The sequence below is a fragment of the Bacillus sp. FJAT-28004 genome (genome assembly GCF_001280845.1).
GTDB lineage: Bacteria > Bacillota > Bacilli > Paenibacillales > Paenibacillaceae > Pristimantibacillus.
This window is the reverse complement of the sequence record NZ_LGHP01000001.1, coordinates 2,484,693-2,507,700: the sequence shown is the minus strand read 5'-3', so window position 1 is coordinate 2,507,700 and position 23,008 is coordinate 2,484,693. Positions and strand designations below refer to the sequence as shown.

Genomic DNA, 23,008 nt, shown 5'->3' with positions numbered 1-23,008 from the left:
CCGCATCCGCTTGTCAGCAGGGAATGGTTCTTACTATGAAAGCTTCTAATAATACACGACATAGGCGTCTACTTAGGAGGCTGCAAACGCAAAGGGCGAATCGAAACCGTTGAAGTCTTGAACCCAGGCATTTTACAATTCGGATCAAGTTCAGGACTAGTTGCCTTATTTACATTTTGTATTCCACCCCAATGCATCGGTACGAACAACGTATCCTCTCTAATTTTATCCGTCACCCGGCTTCGAACGCTGAAGCTGCCTCTACGGGAGGTCACCTCCACCCATTCGCCATCCTCGATGTGATACTTTTTAGCTGAGTTAGGATGAATCTCGACATAGTTCTCAACATTTCTAGCCGCTAACGAATAACTTCTATGTGTCTGGACACCGGTCAAATAATGGGATAACACCCTGCCATTCGTCATGGTCAGCGGGAACTCGACGCTCGGAACTTCCTGCGGCAGCCTATTCGGAACGGACATGAAAATCGCTTTTCCGTCGGGATGGGCAAAACGATGCTCGAACATCATCCCTTGATTACCATTTTCCTCGGTAGATGTACAAGGCCAATAAACGCCGCCATCTCTACGCAATCGATCATAGGTAATGCCATAGTAGTCCGCAAGCCCGCCGCGGCTGGCCAATCTCAGCTCATCAAAGATCTGCTCGGCAGATCGAAAGTTGAAATAGGAATGCTTTCCAAGTCCTTCTGCTAGTTGACATAAAATCATCCAGTCATGTCTCGTTTCACCTGGGGCAGCAAGCGTTGATTCACGCAATAAAACTCGTCCCTCAAGGTTGGTTAGGGTTCCGTCATTTTCCAAATAAGCAGTGACAGGCAGAACCACATCGGCCATCTGTGCAGTTTCGGAAATAAACATGTCCGCTACGACCAAGAAATCCAATTGTTTAAGGCCCTCTTCAACTAAATTGGCGTTTGGATTAGAAACGACGGGATTCGAGCCCATCACAAACAAGGATCGGATGACCCGTTTATGGACAAGCTCCATCATTTCATAGGCAGACACGCCTTTGCGCGGGATATCAGCTGCATTTATCCCCCAAACGCTGGCAACATAGTCTCGATCCTGCTCATCCTCGATATTGCGGTATCCGGGCAATTGATCGCTTTTCTGTCCGTGCTCTCTGCCGCCTTGTCCATTGCCTTGTCCAGTAACGGCTCCATAACCGCAGCCAGGTTTTCCTATTTTCCCTGTGGCAAGTACAAGATTCAGGAAATTCCGAACGGCTACATGACCGTCTGTCTGCTGCTCAACGCCCCGCGCTGTAAAAATGATTCCGGTTTCCGCTTTACCATACGCCATCGCAGCTTTCCGGATAGCTGCTTCATTCAAGCCTGTCATCGAAGCTATATCCTTAAGGTCCATCGTAGAGATATGTTCTTTGAGCTCCGGAAAACCATTCGTTTTATCGTCGATGAAAGTCTTATCCATCAGTTGCTCATCAAGCAGCACCTTCAGCATACCGTTCGCAAGGGCCGCATCGGTTCCGGGCTTGAGCTGCAAATGAATATCAGCAATGGCTGCTGTTGCTGTAACACGCGGATCAATAACGATAATAATCGCGCCATTTTCCTTTGCCTTCGTGAAGTACGGCATTAAGGTCGGCTGACACTCAGCGATATTCGTTCCAGCCAAGATAATGCAGCGCGCCAACGGGATGTCGGATAAACGACAGGTCAGACCGCGATCGATACCAAATGTTTTATTGCCTGCCGATGCAGCCGCAGACATACAAAATCGACCGTTATAATCGACATATTTTGTTCCAAGCGCGACTCTAGCGAATTTGCCTAGCAAATAGGCTGATTCATTCGTCAATGAGCCGCCGCCATATACACCAAGCGAATCGGGACCATGTGCTTCACGAATAGCTTGAAATCTATCGCAAATGAGTGACAGGGCTTCCTCCCACGTTGCAGGCACTAGCTCACCATTCTTCTTTACGAGAGGCTGCAGCAGACGATCTCTGCTCATCGCATGCTGATGGGCATTCATGCCCTTCACACATAAGCGCCCTTCCGACGCTGCATTTGGCAGACCCTCTACGGTATAAGTATACCGACGCGACCCAGACAAAGGCTGCTCTTTCGATACACGCATCTTGCATTGAACACTGCAAAATGGACACTGCGTTTCAGTAACGAAGCCTAGATTCACGTCCTTGGATGCAGCTATCGATTTCAGCATATTTCCTCACCCAGCCTTTCCTCGTTATTCTTCAGTGCAGATGATGCTTCCGCGCTCTCCAGCAGTTCGATTCGATAATCAGCATCCAATATCATTTCTCTAATTTCAACGATGCCTTCTCTCTCCATCCATTTCCAAAGCGGTTCGCCATACGCTGCTCTTTCACGAAAAAGCTGAAGACAGGATACAGATAAACTAGTTGCAAGAGTGTCTGAATCGGCTATTCCAATAAGCTGGCCCTGCTTAACGGGATGCTCCGAATGCCCACCCGCATAGATCTCCCAGCCGGCTGGCGCGCCTGTTATGCCGATGTCGCTTACAAGCACACCAGCCGGATTATGAATACCAGTGGTTATAACCGCCTTTACTGCTGAGGGAAAAAGCATATTTCCACAATATTTTTGGAGCTCGCCTCCTATAATGGAAGAGTCATAGGGTTCAAAAGTATCCGTGACTAGGTTGCTGTGAATCCTGACTTTGAGCTCATTTCGACGTATATCTGCTTCAACAGCCGTATCTAATTTTGTACTATGCGGATGATAAAGGGCTGAATAATAGTAATAAGCGGAAATGCAGGCGGAGCAGCCAGCAGCTGTTTTCCAGTCTAGATTTGTCATAATATCAGAGAAGCTTAACGAAGAATAAGCCGAGATAGCAGCCTTTAGTGCATCATGACCTGCTTCTGTACAGCTGCAAACAGGAATAATTGCTGCATGTGCAGCTTCATTTCCATGCCGCAGTGCATATTGCACGATCGCTTCAACCATTGGTCGGCATCCGCCGCAAGAACTTGACGCCTTTGTGCGTTCACGAATCTGCTCTGTCGTTTGCAGACCATCCTCAATAACAGCGCATAGGATTGTTGATTTACTGACAGCATTGCAAGCACAAACTGTCTCACGATCAGGCATATTTGCAACTATCGCCTCATTATCACTGCTGTTATCCGTACTTGGAGATGCGTTTAGCCGGCTAACGGATGCTCCGCTTTTCACTAGAGCTAGCAATGAGGTGGCTTCAGAGGTATCTCCAAATAAAATAGCGCCGCGAACTGCTCCGCCTTTCATCGTAACCTTCTTGTAGGTACCTTGAATGCCATCATAGCGCTGAATGGCTGTGTCTGCCTCATTCGCATGGATTTCGCCAACAGAAAATACCTCGACCCCAGAAACCTTGAGCTGTGCATAGGGTACTGAACCAAGATAAGGCTCCGCTTGCACTCCGCAAAGAACGCTGGCAAGTACTTTGCCTTGTTCATATAAGGGAGCTACGAGCCCATAAGCAACACCGCGGTGTTCTGCACATTCTCCTACAGCGTAAACATGCGGCGTGCTCGTTCTCATAAAGTCATCCACGATAATGGCACGATTCGTATGAATTCCGCTTTTTTTTGCGAGCTCGACGTTTGGTCTTATACCTACAGAGATCACAACCAAATCTGCCTCTAATGTGCTTCCGTTCGTAAAGCGAATGCCTTTTGCGCGATTTAGACCTGTTATACTTTCCGTCTCTTTACTAAGCCAAAAACGCATACCTTGCTCTTCCAATTCTTTGCGAAGCATATCAGCTGACATTGGATCTAGCTGCCTGTTCATCAGGTATGGTGCATTATGAATCACATCCGTCTCCATACCGAGGTTAAGCAAGCCTCTCGCTGCTTCAAGACCTAATAAACCTCCGCCGATTACGGCAGCTTTCTTATATTTTTTCGCATAATCCATCATGGTTTGGCAGTCTTCTATATTACGGAAGGAGATTACCCCAGGCTTGTGAACGCCCGCTATGGGCGGAATGAAAGCCGATGAGCCAGTAGCTATAATGAGATGATTATAATCAGCACGAATACCCGATAGGGTCTTTACATATTGTGAATCGGATTGGATTTGTGCAACCGTCTCGCCTGTATATAGCAGAATTCCCCTTTCCTCGTACCATGACCAATCATTGATTACGATGCTGTCGATAGAGGAATCGCCTTGCAGCACTTTAGACAATAATATACGGTTGTAATTAGGGTGAGGCTCATTGCCAAAAACAGTGATATTGAATTTATTTGGTGCAAGCCTTGTAATTTCTTCGACGCATTTAATGCCAGCCATCCCATTGCCAATAACGACTATTTTCTCTCTATTCATCTAGGTTCACATCCACTCAAGCAATTTACTATCTTGTTAATGCAAGCCAGTTAACATCCTGTCCTGTACTAGCGCCCGCACCTCCGGCAGGGATACGAACAAGCGCATTAGCCTGTGCGAAGGCAGCAACATTGCCAGACTTATCGTTACGCAACGGCTCAATCATCCACTCTTTATCAGCACGGTATACGAAAGCTCTAGCATATCTCGGATAAGGCGAAGGTTTCAGTATAGAATCCATTAGTTTTCCTTCATTCCATATAGATCTGTAATCGTTTCTACCTGTTCCCTTCAAAATTAGAGGACGAAGCAGCAGCTCCATACCTGTGTAGCAAGCCGATGGATTGCCTGATAAGCAGACGAGCAGCTTGGAACCAAATTGATAAGCGGATGTTGGTGTTCCAGGTCTCATTATTACTTTCGTAAATAAAGGTTCTCCTCCAAGACTCTCTGCTGCCTGCTTCACATAATCGTATTCTCCTACGGATACGCCTCCAGTCGTCACCACAATGTCCGATTGATCTAATGCTGTCCGAATAGCCGATTTCAAAATATGTGGGCAATCTGGAAGAGGCAAGTGACGATTGACTATAGCACCAAGCTCTCGCAGCCTCGCACTAACCATAAAGCTGTTCGCATCGAAGATTTTTCCAAATGGTAAGCTCTGTCCAGGCAAGGATAGTTCATCACCTACGGGAAGAATTGAGAGGACAGGTTTTTTGTATACATTAACTTCTTCCTGCCCGAAAGAAGCTAATACAGCAATCTCCTTCGATTGGATGGCAGTTCCCCGATATAACACCTTCATGCCCTGCGGCACATCCTCCCCCTTTTCCGCAATATGCTGGCCTTTAGGATAGGAACGATCAATTTGGATACTAGGAAAACCAAGCATGCTGCTTCGTTCTATAGTCGTCTCCTGCATGATCACTGAATCAAAGCCATTCGGGATAGGTGCACCAGTGAATATTCGAATAGCATTCATCGTTTCCGCTTCAATTAATTGATTCGCATCAGATTGCCCTGCTCGAATCTCGTCTCTCACCTGAAGCATAACCGGCTGCTCTTTACAGGCACCTATCGATGCAGAGGCATATATCGCATAACCATCCATCGCGGCACGACGGAAAGGCGGCAGCGAGAACGGGCTCTCAAAGTCGAGTGCAAGTACTCTAGATAATGATTCCTCTAATGTCACCTGCTCAAATAAAGGCTCCTTTATCACTCGGGTCATCTTCATAACAGCGTTCGATACAGATGCTGTTAGCGGGTTAAGTGCATTCATAACCGACATGTTATCTCCCCCCCGTCCTTAGATTTGAGTAAAAATGAACAGAAAAAACCCTTTCCCGCGTTCGGGGAAAAGGCATCGTTGCCGTTGGAACTCGCACGCCACTGTGCGTCATTCGTTCTATAAGGTTAGATTAGTTCAAGATGAAGTTTATGTCAATATACATAACGTGAATAGGCGACAATTTGGGCAAACAAAATTTTATGTAATGTATATTGACATGTACATCACGTGAATTTATAATTTGAGTTGGGATTACAAATTTGTGATCCAATAAATAGCAAGGTCGCACAATGACGTGTAACCAATGGCAATGAGGCCGCATTTCGTTCCTTCATAAGGACGGGTTGCGGCTTTTTAGATTTAATAAATAGATAAGGGAGAGATTAGGATGGAGAAAAAAGGTTTTTGGAAAAGCGGGCATAAGCCTACGTTATTTAGCGCATTTCTTTATTTTGACATGAGTTTTATGATTTGGGTTCTGATCGGTCCTCTAAGCGTTATTATTGCAGCCGACTATCCTATGGATCCCGTGCAAAAGGCCAATCTCGTAGCCCTACCAATATTGGGGGGCTCGATTCTAAGATTAGTGTTAGGATTTATGACAGATTATATCGGGCCGAAGAGAACGGCACAAATCGGTATGTTACTTACGCTTATTCCATTAATAATGGGCTGGAAATTCGTAGATTCCTTAGACCAGCTCTATATCGTAGCACTACTGCTTGGCGTTGCAGGAGCGTCATTCGCAGCAGCCTTGCCGCTTGCCAGTCAGTGGTATTCGAAAGAGCATCAAGGCCTTGCCATGGGGATTGCCGGTGCGGGCAACAGCGGTACTGTCATCTCAACTTTGTTCGCTAACCGTATTGCGCAACACTACGGAAGCTGGGAAGTTGTATTCGGACTTGCCATTATTCCTATCCTGGCCGTATTTATTATATTTACAATCTTCGCCAAAAACAGCCCGAATCGCCCTGCACCTAAAAAAATCTCCGAATATGCGCGGGTATTAAAGCAACGCGATGCGTGGGTATTCTGCTCCTTCTATTGTGTCACCTTTGGCGGATTTGTTGGTCTTTCCAACTACTTGACCATTTTCTTCAATACACAGTATGGGCTTTCGCCTGTAAGAGCAGCTGATTTCACTACCTTCTGCGTAATAGCAGGCAGCTTCTTCCGACCAGTCGGCGGATATTTATCAGATCGAATCGGCGGCGCACGAATGTTAACGATTCTTTATGCCGGAGCTGGTTTAATGCTTGCGGCAGTTGCTTCCTTGCCATCTTTGCCTATTGTCATCACAATGCTGTTTATCGGAATGATGTGTCTGGGTGCAGGCAACGGTTCTGTCTTCCAACTTGTTCCACAACGCTTCGGCAGCGAGCTTGGCTTAATGACCGGTATCATAGGCGCAGCAGGCGGCTTAGGGGGATATGCACTTCCTCTCATACTCGGGAAGCTTTATCAATCCACAGGCTCGTACACCTCCGGCTTTCTCATTTTAAGCTCTGTGACCTTGTGTTCCCTCATTTTATTAATAGTCATGCAAGCCAAATGGAAAAATATATGGATGGCTAAGGGTGGAAAAGCGCAGCTCGATAAAAATTTAGATTTATCTCATATGAATGTTTAATAATTGACTGGATTAATTATTTCAAAACGCACCCTCAGATGAAGTGAAAGTTCATCTAGGGGTGCGTTTTTTTGTATTTTTGAAGAAGCGCTATTTATGTCGTTAATTATTATATTTAACATGCATCAACCGACAAACATCACATCACGAATCTGATAGACTTGCAATTAGGTTGTCCCACCACAGAATAGGAGCGCTGATTATGCATACAATTTCGAATGAGCATTTTACGAATGAAACGATTGCTTTTGACGGATTTAGCTTTATCGGGTGTACCTTTACGAACTGCGTCATCATTATTACAACACTAGACTTCAATTTTGATCGATGCTCTTTTTATGAGTCTTCCTTGCACGTCAATCCGAAACTCCCTATATTCTCAGTCTCACACAAGCTTTCGCAATCGACTTACGATTCGGATACGAACTGTTATCAAAACGACTATAAATATCCTCAGACCGTAGTGGATTTGCCAGCTGCCATCCATCGTTGATTCAGATCTTTTTTCAATCCATACTCTTCTCGAATAAGAAATGCAAACCTGTATTCATAAGCTTTACTAAAAAAAATCGCGCTTCGTTGAGAAGCGCGATTTTTTTTGCTATTCATTAATCTAGTTAACTATTCGACTAGCCAATCGCTCGATACGCAGCACGAGCTCCTGCATATGAAATGGCTTAACGACGTAATCATCTGCACCGATTTGAAGCGCATTTACGATATCTGACGTATTATTGCGAGCCGTCAGCATAACGATTAATAGCTGCTGTTCAGGATAATTAAGGCGCAGCTCTCGCAATACCTCTAACCCGTCCAAATCTGGCATGGAGCCATCGAGCAGTATAATAAACTTCTCACTCTCTTTGTACCAGTTGGATGATAAAAACGTTCTACCGTCTGCAAATCCTTCTGCTTTTACCTTTGTATGATTCGTTGGTTTCCAATTAAAGAAACGATTGATAATAATTTCTCGGATTAATGGATCATCATCAACTACGATTATGTTTAGAATCGATTCATTTTTACAATGGTTTAACTCTTTGGAATACACAACGGTTTGATTTCTACCGCCACGCTTTCCGCTGTATAATGCTTGATCCGCCTCGTCTACAAGAGTAGCAGAATGGCTATTAAGTTCAGTTATTTCCGTTATCCCTGACGAAAATGTAACCTGGAAGTTTGTATCAGTCGTTTGAAAATTAATGGCATTAAACTTCGTGCGCAGACGTTCCATAAGGAAAGCGGCTTGAACCGCATCCGTATTCGGAAGAATCAAAGCAAATTCCTCTCCGCCATATCGACATAAAATATCTTTTGGTCGAATCATATTTTGCGAAGTAGCTACAAAGGCTTGCAGCACCTCATCCCCTTGAAGATGACCATATGTATCATTTACAAGTTTGAAATAATCCAAATCAATCATGACCAATGAGAAAATATCGTTTGATCGCTTAAAGCTGTCAATTTGCTGCCGCATCATTTGGTTGAAATGCTTGCGATTGTAAGCGCCTGTTAGCTCATCGATTATAATCGAGCGTTCCCAGTCCATCTTCAGGGCAAATCGATTATCAATGAGAGCCGTCAATAACTCGACATCAAACGGCTTGGCAAGGAAGTCCATCGCTCCGGATCGATAGGCGTTAACTTGATTCTCGACTGAAACATTCCCGCTGACCATAATAATCGGAATATGCTGCTGCTTGGCCTTATCAACGATTTGATTAAGGACATACATGCCGCTTTGATCAGGCAATACAATATCAAGAAGAATGAGACTCGGCTTCCATTCGTAAAACAGCTTTAAACCGCGCTCAGCATTTAGGGCAATGCTTACCGGATAATCATTTTTTTCTAATACTTCTTTTACATAGGTAACGAAATCAACATCATCATCGATTACAAGTACACGATTTTGATTGTGTGAGTTCTCATCTTGGGAATCGGTTTGATCATCACTAGCATTTTCGAGTCCGCCCAATAGCTGCAGTACCTGAGGAAACATGTCCGTCAAAGGAAGCAAATGCTTGGACCATTCCTCGCGGATATACGCTTTTTTGCTTTTTTCGGAAAACAATTGTTCTTTAAATTCCGAGAATTTTTCGATCTCATACAATCCAATCGTACCGCTTGTCCCTTTAAGATTATGGAAAAATCGATGTATTTCCTGCTCCTCAACTGTCGTTTGATTGGACCAATCATCGATTGTCTGTGTAATGCGCTGTTGGATCAATTGTTTATATTTTTCCGTCTTCATTATAATGGGCTCCCCCAATTATCGCAGCATGCGAGAAATTGCTGCACTTAGTCTGCCAGGCATATATGGTTTCACAAGGAATTCATTAATTCCCCATTGTGCCGCTTTTTCTTTCTCTTCGAAAGCGCTCGATATGATGATTGGCATATTTAGCAATAAATCAGACTTTTTGATTTTGCTAATAATATCCCAGCCGGAAATCCCAGATTCCAACATAAGATCTATGACCACGATATCTGGTTTCAACTGTTCAATTGCTTTTATAGCCAACCCGCCCTCTGTGAACAGGTGAACATGATATCCATTAGACCTAAGCTCGTCTCGGAGCAAGGTAGATAAGTTAAGGTCGTTTTCAATGAGCATGACTTGAATGGATGTTTCAGGAGACGTGATTTCCTTCGTATCATCGCTTTGTATCCGTTCTTGCTGCTTAGCAAGTGGTAATGTAACGATAAAGGTACTTCCATGTCCAAACTCAGAATAAACGTCTATTTTACCGTCATGCCTTGTAATAATTTCCTTGACGATAGCTAAACCTAAACCTGTCCCGCCAATTTCCCTGCGGTCTGAATTATCGACCCGATAAAACTTGTTAAAGAGATTAGGCAGCGCATCCTTTGGTATGCCAAGTCCCTGATCTTCTAAACGTATGACGATCATGCCATTATTAATGGTGCTAAATAATGTGATTTGCCCACCATTTGGTGAGTATTTAATCGCGTTGCTCAGCAAATTAATGAATACCTGCAGCATTTTATCTCTGTCAGCAATTACGACAGCTTCTTGTGCATCATTCTGCCACGTTATTTGATGAATACTTGTAGGCATTTGCTGCATTTCGATGGCCTCTTTAATTAATGGCGTTAACGATGTGCTTTTCATTTCATAGGTTTGTTTACCAGATTCCATTCTTTGCAAATCAAGAAAATCATTAATTAACGTCGTTAATCTTCTTGCTTCCTGATAAATAGTCGACACATATTTCCGCTGGCGTTCTGGTTTCAGTTCACGGTGAAGCAGCAGCTCTGCGAATCCAAGGACACTTGCAAGAGGCGTCCGCAGCTCATGGCTAACCGTACTTACAAACTCCGATTTCATCCGGTCAACCTCATACTCCTTCGTGATGTCCCGATGAACGAGCAATAACCCGAATTGTAGACCATTACGGTACAAGGGTTCGCAATAAATTTGAATGAATTTTCTTTCTGGTTCAACTATTTCATAGTTCATGGCACGCAAACCATTATAATGGCCATGTGAAATGAGCCCATTCATAAATTGAATTAACGGTTCAGATTCAACAACGGAAGATTGGACAAACCCTTTGAATTGCTCAAAAGACATATTGGTCATCCCTATATCTTGGTGGAAAAATCCGAATATCTCTGCCATTTTGTTATTAATTTGAAGTGTGCTTCCGTCCAAATCCAGCAATTGTATACCTTCCTGAATCGTGTTCAGTATATCTCCAGTCATTAATCGTTGCTTCTCCGACAGCTCGTACAAATGTAATTTATCGAAGGCTAATGATATTTGCGTCATCATGCCAACGATCTCTTCTTCCTCTTGCTTAGTAATCGAACGATTAACCTTCGTTATGATTAAACAGGCTACCATTTCTTCAGTTGCATTCAAAATAGGCAAAATAAGATCGGTTGCTCTCATAGACGATTCGTGATATCCCTTTTCTCCAAAAGTACATTCACGAATCATACTGTATGCTTGTTTGGTCTGTGATGCACGTAATACGATTCCATCTTCCATTTGCTCAATAAATTGATTCGCTGAGGCATCGGAAATACCGACGGATGCGTAATCATGCTCCCTATTCATCATAACAATTAAGCCTTTATCGGAATCGGTTATGGCTACAATATTGTTTATGATGCTTTGCAAAAGCTCTTGTTTATCGAGTGTGTTAGAGAGAGATTGCACAAGCTGGTTGCGCTTCTCCAAATATTTCTCATTCTGCTCCATTAATTCAACAGCAACTTGAAGCTCCTCTTGTTGAGCCTGCAGCTCATCCTGCTGTGCAATAAGCTCTTCGTTCTGAGCTAGAAGTTCCTCTTCCTTACTCTGGATTTGGGTCATCATTTTCTTAAATGTTCGCGCTAGCTCGCCAAGTTCATCTTCTCTGGACAGATCCTCTAACTCAGAATATTCACCATTAGCAAACTGACGTGCTTGGATCGTCAACCTCATGAGCGGCACGCCAATATCTCTGGCAACTTTTCTCGTAATAAATGAAGATATAATCAAGATAAGGATTATGTAAGCAATTAATAAAATGGCTTGAAGTGACAAACTACGAAACAGTTGATCATTTTTTTGCTCAGAAAGCAGTTGTACTTGTTGCTCAAAGTCACGTGAATAGTCAATTAGTTTATTAACAGGGTTATCCTCGCCAGCTGGTATAAGTACTCGAAGCGCTTCATAATCTTGAGCCTTGGAAAATTCAATAGCTTTAGGTAATGTGTTGTCAAAGAAATTGATGAAAAAGGTTTCAATATTATTCATCACTTCTTGTTCCGTCGAATTTATCGGATAAGTTTTGATTTTTTCTAAAGATTGGTTCAAAAGTTCCTTCTCTGAAAAAATTTGCTTATATTCGAAATCTGACAAAAATACATAGTAGCCGCGGGCTCTTAAAATAAGTTCTTTGGAATGATCAGCAATTTGCGCGACAACCTCTTGCTTCTCCCTCAACTGAACCGTTTCTGCTTCATAATTTTTTAATGTGATAACCGAACTTATCAGCACGGATACAGCCCCAACAAGAATAAGCGATAAAGCGAGAACCATCATTACTACGAACTGTCGTGTAATTCGTTTTTTATAAAAGAGACGCAGCTTACGCACGTAGCATCTCCTCTACCTTATCAATAAGCTCTAGTGGGCTAAAGGGCTTGGACATAAAGCCATCTGCTCCAGCGAGCAGCACTTTTTCCTGTTCAGACTGTTGGCTCTTCGCAGACAACATAAGAATACTTGAATGCTGACGATTACCGAGCAACCTTGTTTTCTCAATGACTTCGATACCGGTCATCTTTGGCATCATGTAGTCTAGAATAATTAAATCAAAGTCAGTCTCCATAATTTTTTGTAAAGCTTCTTCCCCATCAGCCGCTTCTTCGAGAGCATAACCTTCATCTTCAAGCGTATCCATAATAAGCATGCGCAGAACCGGCTCATCTTCTGCAATTAATAGTGTTTTCATTTTCTTTATCCTCCACTGCCATTAGTTCTTTTAATGATTCGACATGATATGTCAAAAGACATTCATTAAACATTCGACGTTCGACAAAAAAAATCCCTTTCAAAGTATTGTCTTTGTTTTGTCAATCCTACTAAATTCTCTAAATTCTCAATAATGACAACAAAAAAAGCAGATGCTTGAAGCAGTCTGCTTTTTTTTAATATTTTATCATTATCGTGATTTGACAATTATCTTACGAATGCTTTCGCACGATAAATGATATTTCCGTTCTAGATCAGCAACAGTCCAACCATTCGAATAGTAAAGGTAAATCTCCTTATTTCGCTCGGCAAGCAGTTTTCGAGTACCGCTTACCTCACCCCAATGCGCACGCTTCTCCGCAAGCTTTGGCACATAGATCAGATCACCTTGAATGTATTTTTGCAGCTCTTGCAATAAGCTAGGGGGAAGCACGTCTCTCCCATTTTTGTAGTTCACAATAAATGTCCTCCTCGAACAAGCTAATCTTTTTAAGGTTATTTGTAGCGGTATTAATCAACATTTTTGCTGCCTCCTTTCGATTTTTGGTAATGCCAGATTTTTTTTGCAAGCCATAAAAGCCATGGATGTTATTCCTTCCACTTGAACTTCTTTCATGTTGCACTTTCTTAATTATATTGTAAGCATTTTCAGATGACAAGAAATGTTTAACAATTATTCCATTAAAAATATTACGAACAATTATAAAAGTAAAAAGGAGACCTTGCGGTCTCCTTCTAATGAGTGATCTCCGTTTAAACGGAGATCACCTCCAGGTTGTTAATCAAATTGATCAGCTCCTTTCTTCAAGATTTGTCGGCCCGACTTCATCAGTATATATCGCTTATCCAGTATGTGGATAGTGTAAGAACACTTATAAAAGAACTTTACCAAAATGACGACTGTCAAGTGATAAAAAGTGAGTATTTTATCATCACTTTTTAATAAATGTGATTTTAAGCAGCAGCAGCAAGGGTTTGCTTCCTCATAGGTAATTAGTGGGTTTAAATTCTATGTTATGGTATTTCTAGTTCATCACACAGACAACCCACATCCAAGGAGGAACATCACATCATGAATAACACAAAGAACAAAAAGATTAGTAGACTTATCGCAGGTATTGGAATCAGCTTATCCATTGCCATTGCCAGCGTTCCTGTCATAGCGCCACAAGAAGCAAGCGCAGCTACTGTATCAAAAACGTCCAAAGCAAATAGCGTAGTTGCTACTGGAAAAAGATATTTAGGCGTTAAATATCAATTTGGCGCAAAATCAGGTATCACAAGCGCGTTTGATTGCTCTTCATTCACGCAATACGTATTTAAGAGAAATGGAATTAGTCTTCCGAGATCTTCTAAACAACAAGCTAAATCAGGCGTTTATGTATCGAAGAGAAATCTTAAACCAGGTGATCTTGTTTTCTCAGACACAAATCGTGATGGCGTCATTAATCACGTAAGCATATATATCGGCAATGATAAACTCCTTCACACTTACAAAGTAGGATTGGGCGTTACGATCTCCAAGTTCTCTGGCAGCACTTGGGACAAGACTTATAAAACAGCAAGACGCGTTATCAGATAGTGAATAAGAAGAGGCTGATCTCTAATCTGGAGATCAGCCTTTTCTTCTTTTACACTCTCATAGGGGCGGCGAGGCAAGTTCCTGCTATTCTTTTAACAGCCCCAGCATTCGCAGACCATACATAATGCCATCCTCTGTTACATCTTTTGTTACATAACGAGCTGCTTGTTTCACTTCTTCGGATGCATTCCCCATTGCAACACTATGATATACGTATTGCAGCATCTCAAGATCGTTTAAACCATCACCAAACGCATAAATGTTTTCACGGTCAAATCCCGCTCGCTCGACGAGAGCATGAATTCCTTTTGCCTTTGAACCACCTGGCGGTAAAATGTCACTTCCAAACAGATGCCAACGAATAAAGCCAAGCTCAGAGAAATTTTGTTTGTAGCAGCCTTCATCTTCTTGCTTGCAATAAAGGAGACACTGATATATTTCTTTTCCTACATAATAATCGGGTTCCATAGGTGGGAGCTTCATCTTTAACGGTTCGTTGGTATCCTCTAAATAAGCGGTTTCATGTGTGCTGGAGCGCATGCCCTCCGGCGTCATATACACTAAAGGATGATTATTATTTAAAGTAATTTGAGTAAGCTCTGCAAGTCGGTCGGGATTAATCGTATGACTATATACGACTTCTCCATTGTAGACGACATACGAGCCGTTAAAGCAAACATAGGATTCTATGTTTAATTGTTCGCTCACAGGTTTCAACATAAAAGGGCCCCTGCCTGTCGCAATAACGATTTCATGCCCTGCCGCTTTCAATTCCTCAATCGCTTGCTGCGTTGAGGGCGGTATTTTCTTCTCATGATCAACCAAAGTACCGTCTATATCAAAAAAAATTAGCTTTCGTGTCATTATAGTTTGCCTCAATCCTCCATGTACTATTTCTCTATTATAGCCTATTTCTCAATTATCTGCGCCTTGCTGCATACACCAAATAAACCGACGCCCAATGGCTTCGGTTTATTCCTTTGGTCATTGCTTATGCAGCCATTTGCGCATGTATTGTGTTGTTAGCAAATAGACGAGGCCCACTTCTTGAGGCTTTATGTTTATTGTTCTGAGCAATTCCCACAATAATTGGCGCCTCAGTAATATCACGCTGTGAAAGCTCGACTAGAAGCGCTAAATCCCCAGTCTGATAGGCGACTGCCATTGCTCTTAAAAAGGTTCTCATATGCTCATCTTCTGGTAAAATTACTGCCTCAGCCTTTAATTCCCTTCTTACCGCATGCAGGGCTTCACGAGCTCGGTGTAGAGCCGCTTTGATTGCGCCGGTCGTCGAATTCAGCCGTTCTGCTGTCTCCTCTATCGAAAAATTAAGCACATCTCGCAAAAGAAATACGGTTCGTTGCACAGGTGTTAAATGAAGCATGAGCGCGTACAAAGCCTCTTCATGATCAAGGCTGCTTGAATATGATGCAATTTCCAAAGGCCTCGCCTGCTGGACGAGTAGATGATATTGATTTCTTCTTCTAAGCTGATCAATCCAAGTATTTTTGGCAATACGCAGCAATAAAGCTTCAGGATTATTGTGATTTGAATCCACAGCGGCACGCAAGCCTTTTAGCCAGGTATCCTGCGCTAAATCCTCCGCATCCCAGGGTGACCTTGTTAGAAACAAACAATACCGTTGAAGGACGGTTTGAAGCTGATCGAGATCTGTCTCTGCGTTTTTCATTTCTGTATGGGGTAAAGATTTCATTTCATTCATCATGCTACCTCCTCGGCATTTACCTCTCTTTTCATCATAAAAGGAGAACATCCTTACTGAAGTAAACGAATGAATTAGTAAAAAAGATACGCTTCCCTCAAAAAAAATAGAGCCGTATCTTTTTTTGCCTCCTATTCGTTTACAAATCGAAATCAAAAACATCAATATGGAGGTAAAACACGATGAGTAATTATGTTCCTTATGTAGTCGAACAATCAAGTCGAGGTGAAAGATCTTACGATATTTATTCCAGATTGTTGAAGGATCGAATCATTTTCTTAGGCTCTGCTATAGACGATATTGTCGCCAATAGCATCGTCGCTCAATTATTATTTCTAACCGCGGAGGATTCAGAGAAAGAAATCTCCATGTATATCAATAGTCCAGGCGGCTCCACTTCTGCCGGGTTCGCCATTCTCGACACCATGCAATTTGTAAAGGCTCCAGTACACACCATTTGTACGGGATTCGCTGCGTCCTTTGCAGCAATACTTCTCCTTGCTGGTGAGAAAGGACATCGTGCTGCGCTTCCAAATAGCGAAATTATGATACATCAGCCTCATGGCGGCGTACAAGGGCAAGCCAGCGATATCGCGATAAGCGCAAATCGTATTTTGAACATACGCTCCAAATTAAATCGGATTAGTGCTGAAAGAACTGGGCAGCCTTTAGAAAAAATCGAAAAGGATATGGATCGTGATTATTATATGTCATCAGAGGAGGCTTTGGAATACGGAATTATCGACAAAGTCATCACCTCTATGTAGATAATAAACTCTTATGAATCCAAATCGCCGCTTGGCTGCCGTCACCCATCGCAATAGTCATCATCTCCGAGTGCGCAGTGACGTCACCGGCGGCCCATATGTCTTTGACACTTGTGAGCTTTGTACGCGGATCAACGACAATATGATTGTTTTCCATTACCTGAACCCCAAGCTGCTTGGCAATCGAGGAACGAACCTCATTGCCGCCGAAAGCAACAAAACATCGCTTACGATAAATAGATGACCCGTCAGCTAGTATTACACCAATAAATTGATCCCGTTCGGTAAGAACGGTATGAATGGCCTGATCGATATATTGGATGCCTTTTTCGGCGAGCTTAACAATTAGTTCATCTTCAATTGGAGAGAGCTCATGATTAATATAAATGAGCTCCTCCGTCCAATGTGTTAAAGTTAGCGCCATTTGAGCTCCTGCATTTCCAGCACCAAGAACAAGTGTAGGCTGATTTCTCACTTCGTAACCGTCACAATCCGGGCAAACATAGACGCTTGTTCCCATACATGGTATCAGCATTTCCAAATCCGGGAGACGGTCCTTCACGCCTGTTGCAATAAGCAGCTTCTTTCCATGGTAGCTTTCATTATTAGAGGTTTTTAAATGGAAGCCATCGCTAACTATTTCCGCTTGTATGACTTCAGCTTGAAAGAATTCGATGCCAAGCTGTTCTGCTTGTCTTTTCCCTGCAAGACGAAGCTCCGCTCCGCTAATGCCGTCTGGAAAACCGATTAAATTATGATAGCTTCTGCATATTGAAGATCTTCCATTACCGGAATCGATAATCGCAACGTGATGGCGATATCTTCCTAATTGTATGGCAGCCTGCAAACCAGCAATGCCACCGCCTACAATTACACAATCATAGATCATCGAATGCCTCCTGGTAAAAGGAATAATGTACAAAAAATCAGTTGATTATTTATTATTAATATTTGGCTGCCCACTTATACAAGGAAGTAATGAATGAAGCTTTGAAGTAGCATATATTGAAAAAGAAGCCAACTGCTCTTGTCCAAGGCAGCTGGCTTCTATTTCAACCATTTACTGTACGCTTAATCTCCTTCGCTTAACCTTGATCAGCTCAGGAAGCGAAATACCTATTAATACTACAATGACACCGGCCCATTGCAAGGCGCTGACATGCTCATTTAGAACGAAGGATGATAGCAATACAGCGACAGGCAGCTCAGATGCGCCCAATATTCCCGCCATCCCCTCGCCAACATGCGGCACTCCGATTGCAAATAACACCGGTGGAATAAAAGCGCCAAACATGCCAAGTAAGAAACCGTAAAGCATCAGATCACCCAAAATTAGTCCATTAAACAAAAACGTGGGAGGGAATAAAATAAATACAAGCACCATGCCTCCGGTAATCATCCATGCGCTTCGATATGCCGGATGTACGGATGGTACCGCTTTTCCGCTAAAGAGAATAAATAGTGAATAGCTTACTGCAGATAAAAGGCCAAGAACGACTCCCATTATATTGAACTGTCCTGTTCCCTGCTCGATGATGCCTGCTGCAAGCAAGGTACCGCCAAATAAGATCGCGATCGTAAAAAACATAATGCCGTTCGGACGTTTCCGATGACCTACGGCTTGTATTAATACACCAATCCATGTGAATTGAAATAGCAATATAATCGCAAGCGATGCTGGAATATAGCGTAGAGATTGGTAATACAGTAAACCTGTAATGGCTGTTGGGGTTCCAGCTGCCATTAGGATGAAACGTTGTTTCCAAGTCATGCTGCTCGTGCGAATAGGTGCATTAGCTTTTCCATGATTATTTGATCCTTTGCTGCGCTTTTCACGCCATTTCATAAAGAATGTGAGTATCCAAGCGAGTAAAAAACCTGTTAATAATTGACTACCTACAACTTCACCAAGCTCATAGCCGCGACCATAAGCAAGAACAACGATGGTGGACAAAATGCCGTAGCTTGCGGCACCTAGAAAAACCGAAAAAATATACTTCATCTGTATGATTCCCCCTCATGAAAATTTCAAATCAATGTTTTTACGCATAAAAAAATCCCAACTGCGAATATAGGATCAATGTTTATTGATCGCATATTCGTAGTTAGGAAGTTAAGGCTCCCCGTAGAAACCCTCACCCTATTCAAGCTGTAACTCCGTGAGGTTATACGAATTATTTAGTTGTGGAATACGTCTTAAGCACATTGAATATTACATGACAAGAAATGTACTGTCAATAGATAATAAAATGGAAGTACGGAAAATGGACAGATTTCATATGCCTTTTTTCAAGTTTCGCCCCCTATGCTTCCTACGAGTATGCTATGATAATACGACATGAATATGGTTGTTATATGGAGTGAAATGAATATGAGCAAATCCGTAATAAATGGAACTGTAAAATCGGTTTGTCCCTTTGATTGCCCTGATACTTGCGGTCTCAGCGTCACCTTTGAGGAAGGCAAAATAACTAAAATAACAGGTGATTCGGAGCACCCGGTAACCCAAGGAGCCATTTGTAATAAAGTAAGACAATTAAATGATCGTGTCTATCATCCAGAAAGGCTGCTCTACCCTCTTCGTCGCATTGGACCTAAGGGCGAGCACTCCTTTAAACGAATATCTTGGGAAGAAGCCTATGAGGAAATTGCATCACGGATGAAGAGGATCATTTCCGAGCATGGCGCGAGCGCTATTTTGCCTTACAGTTTTTACGGAAACATGGGCGTTCTTAATGCAGAAGGAATGGATCGACGCTTCTTTCATCGCCTTGGAGCGAGTCAGCTTGATCGTGCGATATGCAACGCTGCTGGATCAACGGGCTACGCGTATACGATGGGCGCATCCAAAGGCATTGATCCGGAAGATACGGTACATACGAAGCTGTTTCTCATATGGGGCTGCAATTTAGTCTCAACCAATATGCATCAGACGATGCTGGCGACAGAAGCTCGGAAAAACGGAGCAAAGGTCATTCATATCGATGTTCATCGCAACCGGACCTCAGCTTGGGCTGATCGGTTCATTCATTTGCGACCGGGAACGGATGCAGCTCTAGCACTAGGGATGATGCATGTCATCATTCGTGATGGGTTAACTGATCAAACTTTTCTCGAACAGTTCACACTCGGCTATGAAGATCTTGCTAAACAAGCTGCTGAATACACACCTGAACGAGTGGAATCCATAACCGGCGTACCAGCAGCAGAGGTTGAGGAGCTAGGCAAGCTTTATGGAGCAACCACCCCTTCTTTTATTCGAATTGGCAATGGGCTTCAGCATCATGACAATGGAGGAATGATTGTTCGCACCATATCATGTTTGCCTGCCTTGACTGGCCAATGGAATGTTCGCGGGGGCGGAGCAATGAAAGGCAACAGCTGGTATTCGCGGCTTAATGCTAACAAAGTTGAGCGCCCTGATACAATGCCAGACCCTGAAGTCCGTACGATCAGCATGAATCAACTTGGGGAAGCCCTTCTAGATGCAGCTCCTCCAGTAAAGATGCTGTTCGTTTATAACAGCAATCCAGCTGTCGTAGCTCCAGATCAGAACCGTGTGCGCGAGGGGCTTGCGCGTGAAGATCTATTTACCGTTACACATGATTTGTTTCTAACAGATACCTGCAAATATTCAGATATTGTATTGCCTGCAACTTCGCATTTTGAGAATTTAGATTTGTACACCTCCTATTGGCATCTCTACTTGCAGCTTCACGAACCGATCATGGAACCGATGGGTGAATGCAAATCTAACTTTACTCTCTTTAAGGAGTTAGCGCTTATGCTTGGTTTTGAGCGTCATATATTTGACATTTCTGAGGAGAAAATGATTCGTGATGCGCTGGATAGCGAGAATAACCCTCTTCTCAAAGGGATTACATTCGAGGAGCTTAAAGCTAATACATGGATGAAGGCTGGCGGTAATGCACTCCCTTCCTATACCTCAATCATTCCAACTCCTTCTGGTAAAATTGAGCTCTATTCGGAAAAGATGCTTGTTGACGGCTTGACTCCTATTCCAGATCATATGCCGCTTCGAGAACCGGACACGTATCCATTTTGGCTGATGACAGGACCGAATCACAGCTTCATCAACTCCACTTTTGCCAACCAAGAGCGGCTGCAAAAGCTTGAGAAGGAGCCGCTCCTTCATATGCATGCAGATAACGCAGAGGCACTCAGCCTCATTGACGGAGAACGTGTAAAGATACGCAACGATCGTGGGGAAGTTGAAATGACGCTGCGCGTTGGTAAGGATGTACTGCCAGGTGTACTCGTCACACAAGGACTGTGGTGGGATGACAAGCAAAAGGGACATCAAGCTGTTAATACACTGACGCCACAGCGACTAGCGGATATGGGCGGCGGCGCTACCTTTTTCTCTAATCGCGTTGAAGTCTTGAAAGTAGATCCAATTTAGAAAATAACAATTAAAAAAACCTGAATTCCAATGATAAGTAGGAATTCAGGTTTTTACATGTTTTAAAAAGATTAATAGCTAATACCAACCCGCTCTCGAACATAATCACCGTTAAAGTATTCCGAAACAGCGAGCTCAGCCGTATCCGCAAATGAAATCGATGCACCCTGTGATGGCAGCATGTCCTTTCGCACACGATAAACACCTCGTAATTCCTCTTGCACTAGTCTCGTAGGACAGATGATTGTCCAGTCCATATCGGTATTAGCAAGTGCCAGATAAACTTGCTCATGCTCTTTTGCAGCGTCATGATGGACGCGTTTGTTTTCGCTGGACTGGTACCTAAGCAGCTCAGGCTGCAGCTCGCTTTGCAAGATGCCGGCTGTACCGATCGTAACGATTCTTTTTACCTGATAGTGCTTCATTGCGGTAATCAAATTCGTTATACCGCTGATGAGTGTTCCGTTGCCTTCCGTATTTAACGCACAAATTACACCGCTCGCATCTGTCATTGCATCTATAACATCTTGCTGACTACGAATATCTCCAAGAAAGCTGTCATTTGTCATTTGTTCAGACAGTCTTACGAATCGCTTAAATGGAACTTTTCTATCTTCTAAGTAACTCCCGATAAATTGACCGGTCTTACCTGTTGCTCCGACAAGCAAAAGCTTTGTAGATGACATTTTATCACTGATTTCCCTTCGAGAATTCATTCAGTTGATCATGGGTACCGCCACTTTGCAAAATGAAGAGTAATAAAAATGTCTAGCGCTATATCAGCTCATCAACGATGTTAGGCGGAGTTTGGCCGGTTAAAGCACAGACTAAATTTTGCGCTGCAAGCATAGCCATATCAAACCTAGTCTCAGATGTTGCAGAGCCGATATGAGGCAAGGTTAGTACATTATCCATCGTCAGAAAAGGATGATCAGCATCGATCGGTTCTTTCTCGAAAACATCAAGGCCAGCTGCTGCAATCGTACCATTTTGAAGAGCTTCGATCAAAGCTTGCTCATCCACGGTTTGACCTCGAGATATATTGATGAAAATTGCTGATGATTTCATTAAATTAAACTCTTTGGGTCCTATCAGCTTCACGGTCTCAGGCGTAAGGGGGGCTAGCAACAAAACAAAATCAGAATAAGCAAGCAGGTCATTTAACTCAAAATAACGAACACCTAGCTGCTCTTCCGCATCTGGCTTATGGCTTCGATTATAGTAGACGACGTCCATCTCAAAGCCAAAACGAGCACGGCGGGCAACAGCCTCACCAATTCGTCCCATGCCAATAATGCCTAGCTTAGCGTGATGGACATCTTTCCCGAACAGCTTGACTCCATCACCGGTCTTCCACTTGCCATCCTTTACGTATCGATCCAGCTCCGCAACTCGCCTTGCGGTTCCAAGCATAAGTGCAAGTGCAAGATCCGCAACCGTATCGTTTAGTACATGCGGCGTGTTCGTTCCAATTATTCCGCTTGCACGCATTGCTTTGACATCAAAATGATTGTACCCAACGCTAATACTGCTTACTGCTTTCAATTGCGGCGCATGGACGATTAATTCCTCATCAATTTTTGCTCCTGCTGTTAATAAACCATGCGTACTCGCCACTTTCTCAAGCAGATGCTGACGAGTAATTGGGGTCTTCCCTTCCCATTTGTCGATCATACAGTGCTCAGCTATAAACGCCTCTACTTCAGCGGGGATCTGTCGATCAATGAAAACTGATGGTTTCATTTTCAATCTC

Annotated in this window: 18 protein-coding genes and 1 riboswitch; of the genes, 5 read left to right on the top strand and 13 right to left on the bottom strand. The window is 43.1% G+C overall.

Annotated elements, in window-relative coordinates; genetic code table 11:
- Positions 1-68 precede the first annotated feature (68 nt).
- The 3 genes from nasC to glp are packed head-to-tail and all read right to left on the bottom strand — an operon-like array spanning position 69 to position 5,639.
- Positions 69-2,210, bottom strand: coding sequence for an assimilatory nitrate reductase catalytic subunit NasC (gene nasC, locus AC787_RS10705; RefSeq protein ID WP_054024768.1), 2,142 nt, complete (start codon positions 2,208-2,210; stop codon positions 69-71).
- Positions 2,204-4,345 carry a nitrite reductase large subunit NirB gene (gene nirB, locus AC787_RS10700; protein WP_054024767.1) on the bottom strand — a complete coding sequence of 714 codons (2,142 nt, stop codon included), beginning with the start codon at positions 4,343-4,345 and terminating at the stop codon, positions 2,204-2,206. The genes nasC and nirB overlap by 7 nt, the downstream gene beginning before the upstream one ends.
- A 28-nt stretch (positions 4,346-4,373) precedes the next feature.
- A complete protein-coding gene (gene glp / locus AC787_RS10695) occupies positions 4,374-5,639 on the bottom strand; it encodes a gephyrin-like molybdotransferase Glp (RefSeq protein WP_054024766.1) in 1,266 nt (421 codons plus the stop codon).
- A 388-nt stretch (positions 5,640-6,027) separates the two neighbouring features.
- Here glp and AC787_RS10690 point away from each other — a divergent pair, with 388 nt between their 5' ends.
- Positions 6,028-7,269, top strand: coding sequence for a nitrate/nitrite transporter (locus AC787_RS10690; protein WP_054024765.1), 1,242 nt, complete (start codon positions 6,028-6,030; stop codon positions 7,267-7,269).
- 202 nt (positions 7,270-7,471) lie between these two features.
- On the top strand, positions 7,472-7,762 hold the full coding sequence (locus AC787_RS10685) for a hypothetical protein (RefSeq protein WP_054024764.1): 291 nt from the start codon (positions 7,472-7,474) through the stop codon (positions 7,760-7,762).
- A 120-nt stretch (positions 7,763-7,882) separates the two neighbouring features.
- Here the strand turns inward: AC787_RS10685 and AC787_RS10680 are convergent, their stop codons facing one another.
- The 4 genes from AC787_RS10680 to AC787_RS10665 all read right to left on the bottom strand — a co-directional run bounded on the left by AC787_RS10680 (position 7,883) and on the right by AC787_RS10665 (position 13,217).
- Positions 7,883-9,523, bottom strand: a complete 1,641-nt coding sequence (locus AC787_RS10680; protein ID WP_054024763.1) for a diguanylate cyclase — start codon at positions 9,521-9,523, stop codon at positions 7,883-7,885.
- A gap of 18 nt (positions 9,524-9,541) precedes the next feature.
- Positions 9,542-12,382, bottom strand: a complete 2,841-nt coding sequence (locus AC787_RS10675) for an ATP-binding protein (RefSeq protein ID WP_054024762.1) — start codon at positions 12,380-12,382, stop codon at positions 9,542-9,544.
- Positions 12,375-12,740 carry a response regulator transcription factor gene (locus AC787_RS10670; protein ID WP_054024761.1) on the bottom strand — a complete coding sequence of 122 codons (366 nt, stop codon included), beginning with the start codon at positions 12,738-12,740 and terminating at the stop codon, positions 12,375-12,377. Before AC787_RS10670 ends, AC787_RS10675 begins: the two co-directional genes overlap by 8 nt.
- Positions 12,741-12,950: 210 nt before the next feature.
- Positions 12,951-13,217 carry a CD3324 family protein gene (locus tag AC787_RS10665; RefSeq protein ID WP_054024760.1) on the bottom strand — a complete coding sequence of 89 codons (267 nt, stop codon included), beginning with the start codon at positions 13,215-13,217 and terminating at the stop codon, positions 12,951-12,953.
- Between the two features lie 615 nt (positions 13,218-13,832).
- Between AC787_RS10665 and AC787_RS10660 the strand changes: the two genes are divergently transcribed.
- Positions 13,833-14,342, top strand: a complete 510-nt coding sequence (locus tag AC787_RS10660; RefSeq protein WP_054024759.1) for a C40 family peptidase — start codon at positions 13,833-13,835, stop codon at positions 14,340-14,342.
- Between the two features lie 84 nt (positions 14,343-14,426).
- Here AC787_RS10660 and AC787_RS10655 read toward each other — a convergent pair whose 3' ends face one another.
- Together AC787_RS10655 and AC787_RS10650 are read right to left on the bottom strand one after the other, a co-directional pair.
- Positions 14,427-15,206 carry a Cof-type HAD-IIB family hydrolase gene (locus AC787_RS10655; RefSeq protein ID WP_054024758.1) on the bottom strand — a complete coding sequence of 260 codons (780 nt, stop codon included), beginning with the start codon at positions 15,204-15,206 and terminating at the stop codon, positions 14,427-14,429.
- A gap of 127 nt (positions 15,207-15,333) precedes the next feature.
- The gene (locus AC787_RS10650; RefSeq protein ID WP_235560948.1) at positions 15,334-16,068 is read right to left on the bottom strand and encodes an RNA polymerase sigma factor; all 735 of its coding nucleotides are present in this window, start codon (positions 16,066-16,068) and stop codon (positions 15,334-15,336) included.
- A gap of 179 nt (positions 16,069-16,247) precedes the next feature.
- Here AC787_RS10650 and AC787_RS10645 point away from each other — a divergent pair, with 179 nt between their 5' ends.
- Entirely contained in the window at positions 16,248-16,832 is a 585-nt protein-coding gene (locus AC787_RS10645; RefSeq protein WP_054024756.1) for an ATP-dependent Clp protease proteolytic subunit, read from the top strand.
- Here the strand turns inward: AC787_RS10645 and AC787_RS10640 are convergent.
- Positions 16,825-17,721, bottom strand: a complete 897-nt coding sequence (locus tag AC787_RS10640; protein WP_054024755.1) for an NAD(P)/FAD-dependent oxidoreductase — start codon at positions 17,719-17,721, stop codon at positions 16,825-16,827. The genes AC787_RS10645 and AC787_RS10640 overlap by 8 nt on opposite strands.
- A 171-nt stretch (positions 17,722-17,892) precedes the next feature.
- Positions 17,893-18,834 (bottom strand): EamA family transporter, encoded by a 942-nt coding sequence (locus AC787_RS10635; RefSeq protein ID WP_054024754.1) that lies wholly within the window; start codon positions 18,832-18,834, stop codon positions 17,893-17,895.
- A gap of 80 nt (positions 18,835-18,914) precedes the next feature.
- Positions 18,915-19,025: riboswitch (purine riboswitch) on the bottom strand.
- 178 nt (positions 19,026-19,203) lie between these two features.
- Between AC787_RS10635 and AC787_RS10630 the strand changes: the two genes are divergently transcribed.
- On the top strand, positions 19,204-21,255 hold the full coding sequence (locus AC787_RS10630) for a molybdopterin-dependent oxidoreductase (RefSeq protein ID WP_152970616.1): 2,052 nt from the start codon (positions 19,204-19,206) through the stop codon (positions 21,253-21,255).
- A gap of 71 nt (positions 21,256-21,326) precedes the next feature.
- Here AC787_RS10630 and AC787_RS10625 read toward each other — a convergent pair whose 3' ends face one another.
- Both AC787_RS10625 and AC787_RS10620 read right to left on the bottom strand, forming a co-directional pair.
- Entirely contained in the window at positions 21,327-21,941 is a 615-nt protein-coding gene (locus tag AC787_RS10625; protein ID WP_054024752.1) for an NAD(P)-dependent oxidoreductase, read from the bottom strand.
- An 88-nt stretch (positions 21,942-22,029) separates the two neighbouring features.
- On the bottom strand, positions 22,030-22,998 hold the full coding sequence (locus AC787_RS10620) for a 2-hydroxyacid dehydrogenase (protein ID WP_054024751.1): 969 nt from the start codon (positions 22,996-22,998) through the stop codon (positions 22,030-22,032).
- Positions 22,999-23,008 lie beyond the last annotated feature (10 nt).

Excerpts from the sequence above, each read along its gene's own strand:
- AC787_RS10640 (WP_054024755.1), bottom strand. The coding sequence starts at position 17,721 with ATGATCTATGATTGTGTAATTGTAGGCGGTGGCATTGCTGGTTTGCAG.
- AC787_RS10690 (WP_054024765.1), top strand. The coding sequence starts at position 6,028 with ATGGAGAAAAAAGGTTTTTGGAAAAGCGGGCATAAGCCTACGTTATTT.
- AC787_RS10620 (WP_054024751.1), bottom strand. The coding sequence starts at position 22,998 with ATGAAACCATCAGTTTTCATTGATCGACAGATCCCCGCTGAAGTAGAG.
- AC787_RS10685 (WP_054024764.1), top strand. The coding sequence starts at position 7,472 with ATGCATACAATTTCGAATGAGCATTTTACGAATGAAACGATTGCTTTT.
- AC787_RS10650 (WP_235560948.1), bottom strand. The coding sequence starts at position 16,068 with ATGATGAATGAAATGAAATCTTTACCCCATACAGAAATGAAAAACGCA.
- AC787_RS10625 (WP_054024752.1), bottom strand. The coding sequence starts at position 21,941 with ATGTCATCTACAAAGCTTTTGCTTGTCGGAGCAACAGGTAAGACCGGT.
- AC787_RS10670 (WP_054024761.1), bottom strand. The coding sequence starts at position 12,740 with ATGAAAACACTATTAATTGCAGAAGATGAGCCGGTTCTGCGCATGCTT.
- AC787_RS10630 (WP_152970616.1), top strand. The coding sequence starts at position 19,204 with ATGAGCAAATCCGTAATAAATGGAACTGTAAAATCGGTTTGTCCCTTT.
- nasC (WP_054024768.1), bottom strand. The coding sequence starts at position 2,210 with ATGCTGAAATCGATAGCTGCATCCAAGGACGTGAATCTAGGCTTCGTT.
- AC787_RS10660 (WP_054024759.1), top strand. The coding sequence starts at position 13,833 with ATGAATAACACAAAGAACAAAAAGATTAGTAGACTTATCGCAGGTATT.
- AC787_RS10680 (WP_054024763.1), bottom strand. The coding sequence starts at position 9,523 with ATGAAGACGGAAAAATATAAACAATTGATCCAACAGCGCATTACACAG.
- AC787_RS10635 (WP_054024754.1), bottom strand. The coding sequence starts at position 18,834 with ATGAAGTATATTTTTTCGGTTTTTCTAGGTGCCGCAAGCTACGGCATT.
- nirB (WP_054024767.1), bottom strand. The coding sequence starts at position 4,345 with ATGAATAGAGAGAAAATAGTCGTTATTGGCAATGGGATGGCTGGCATT.
- AC787_RS10645 (WP_054024756.1), top strand. The coding sequence starts at position 16,248 with ATGAGTAATTATGTTCCTTATGTAGTCGAACAATCAAGTCGAGGTGAA.
- glp (WP_054024766.1), bottom strand. The coding sequence starts at position 5,639 with ATGTCGGTTATGAATGCACTTAACCCGCTAACAGCATCTGTATCGAAC.
- AC787_RS10655 (WP_054024758.1), bottom strand. The coding sequence starts at position 15,206 with ATGACACGAAAGCTAATTTTTTTTGATATAGACGGTACTTTGGTTGAT.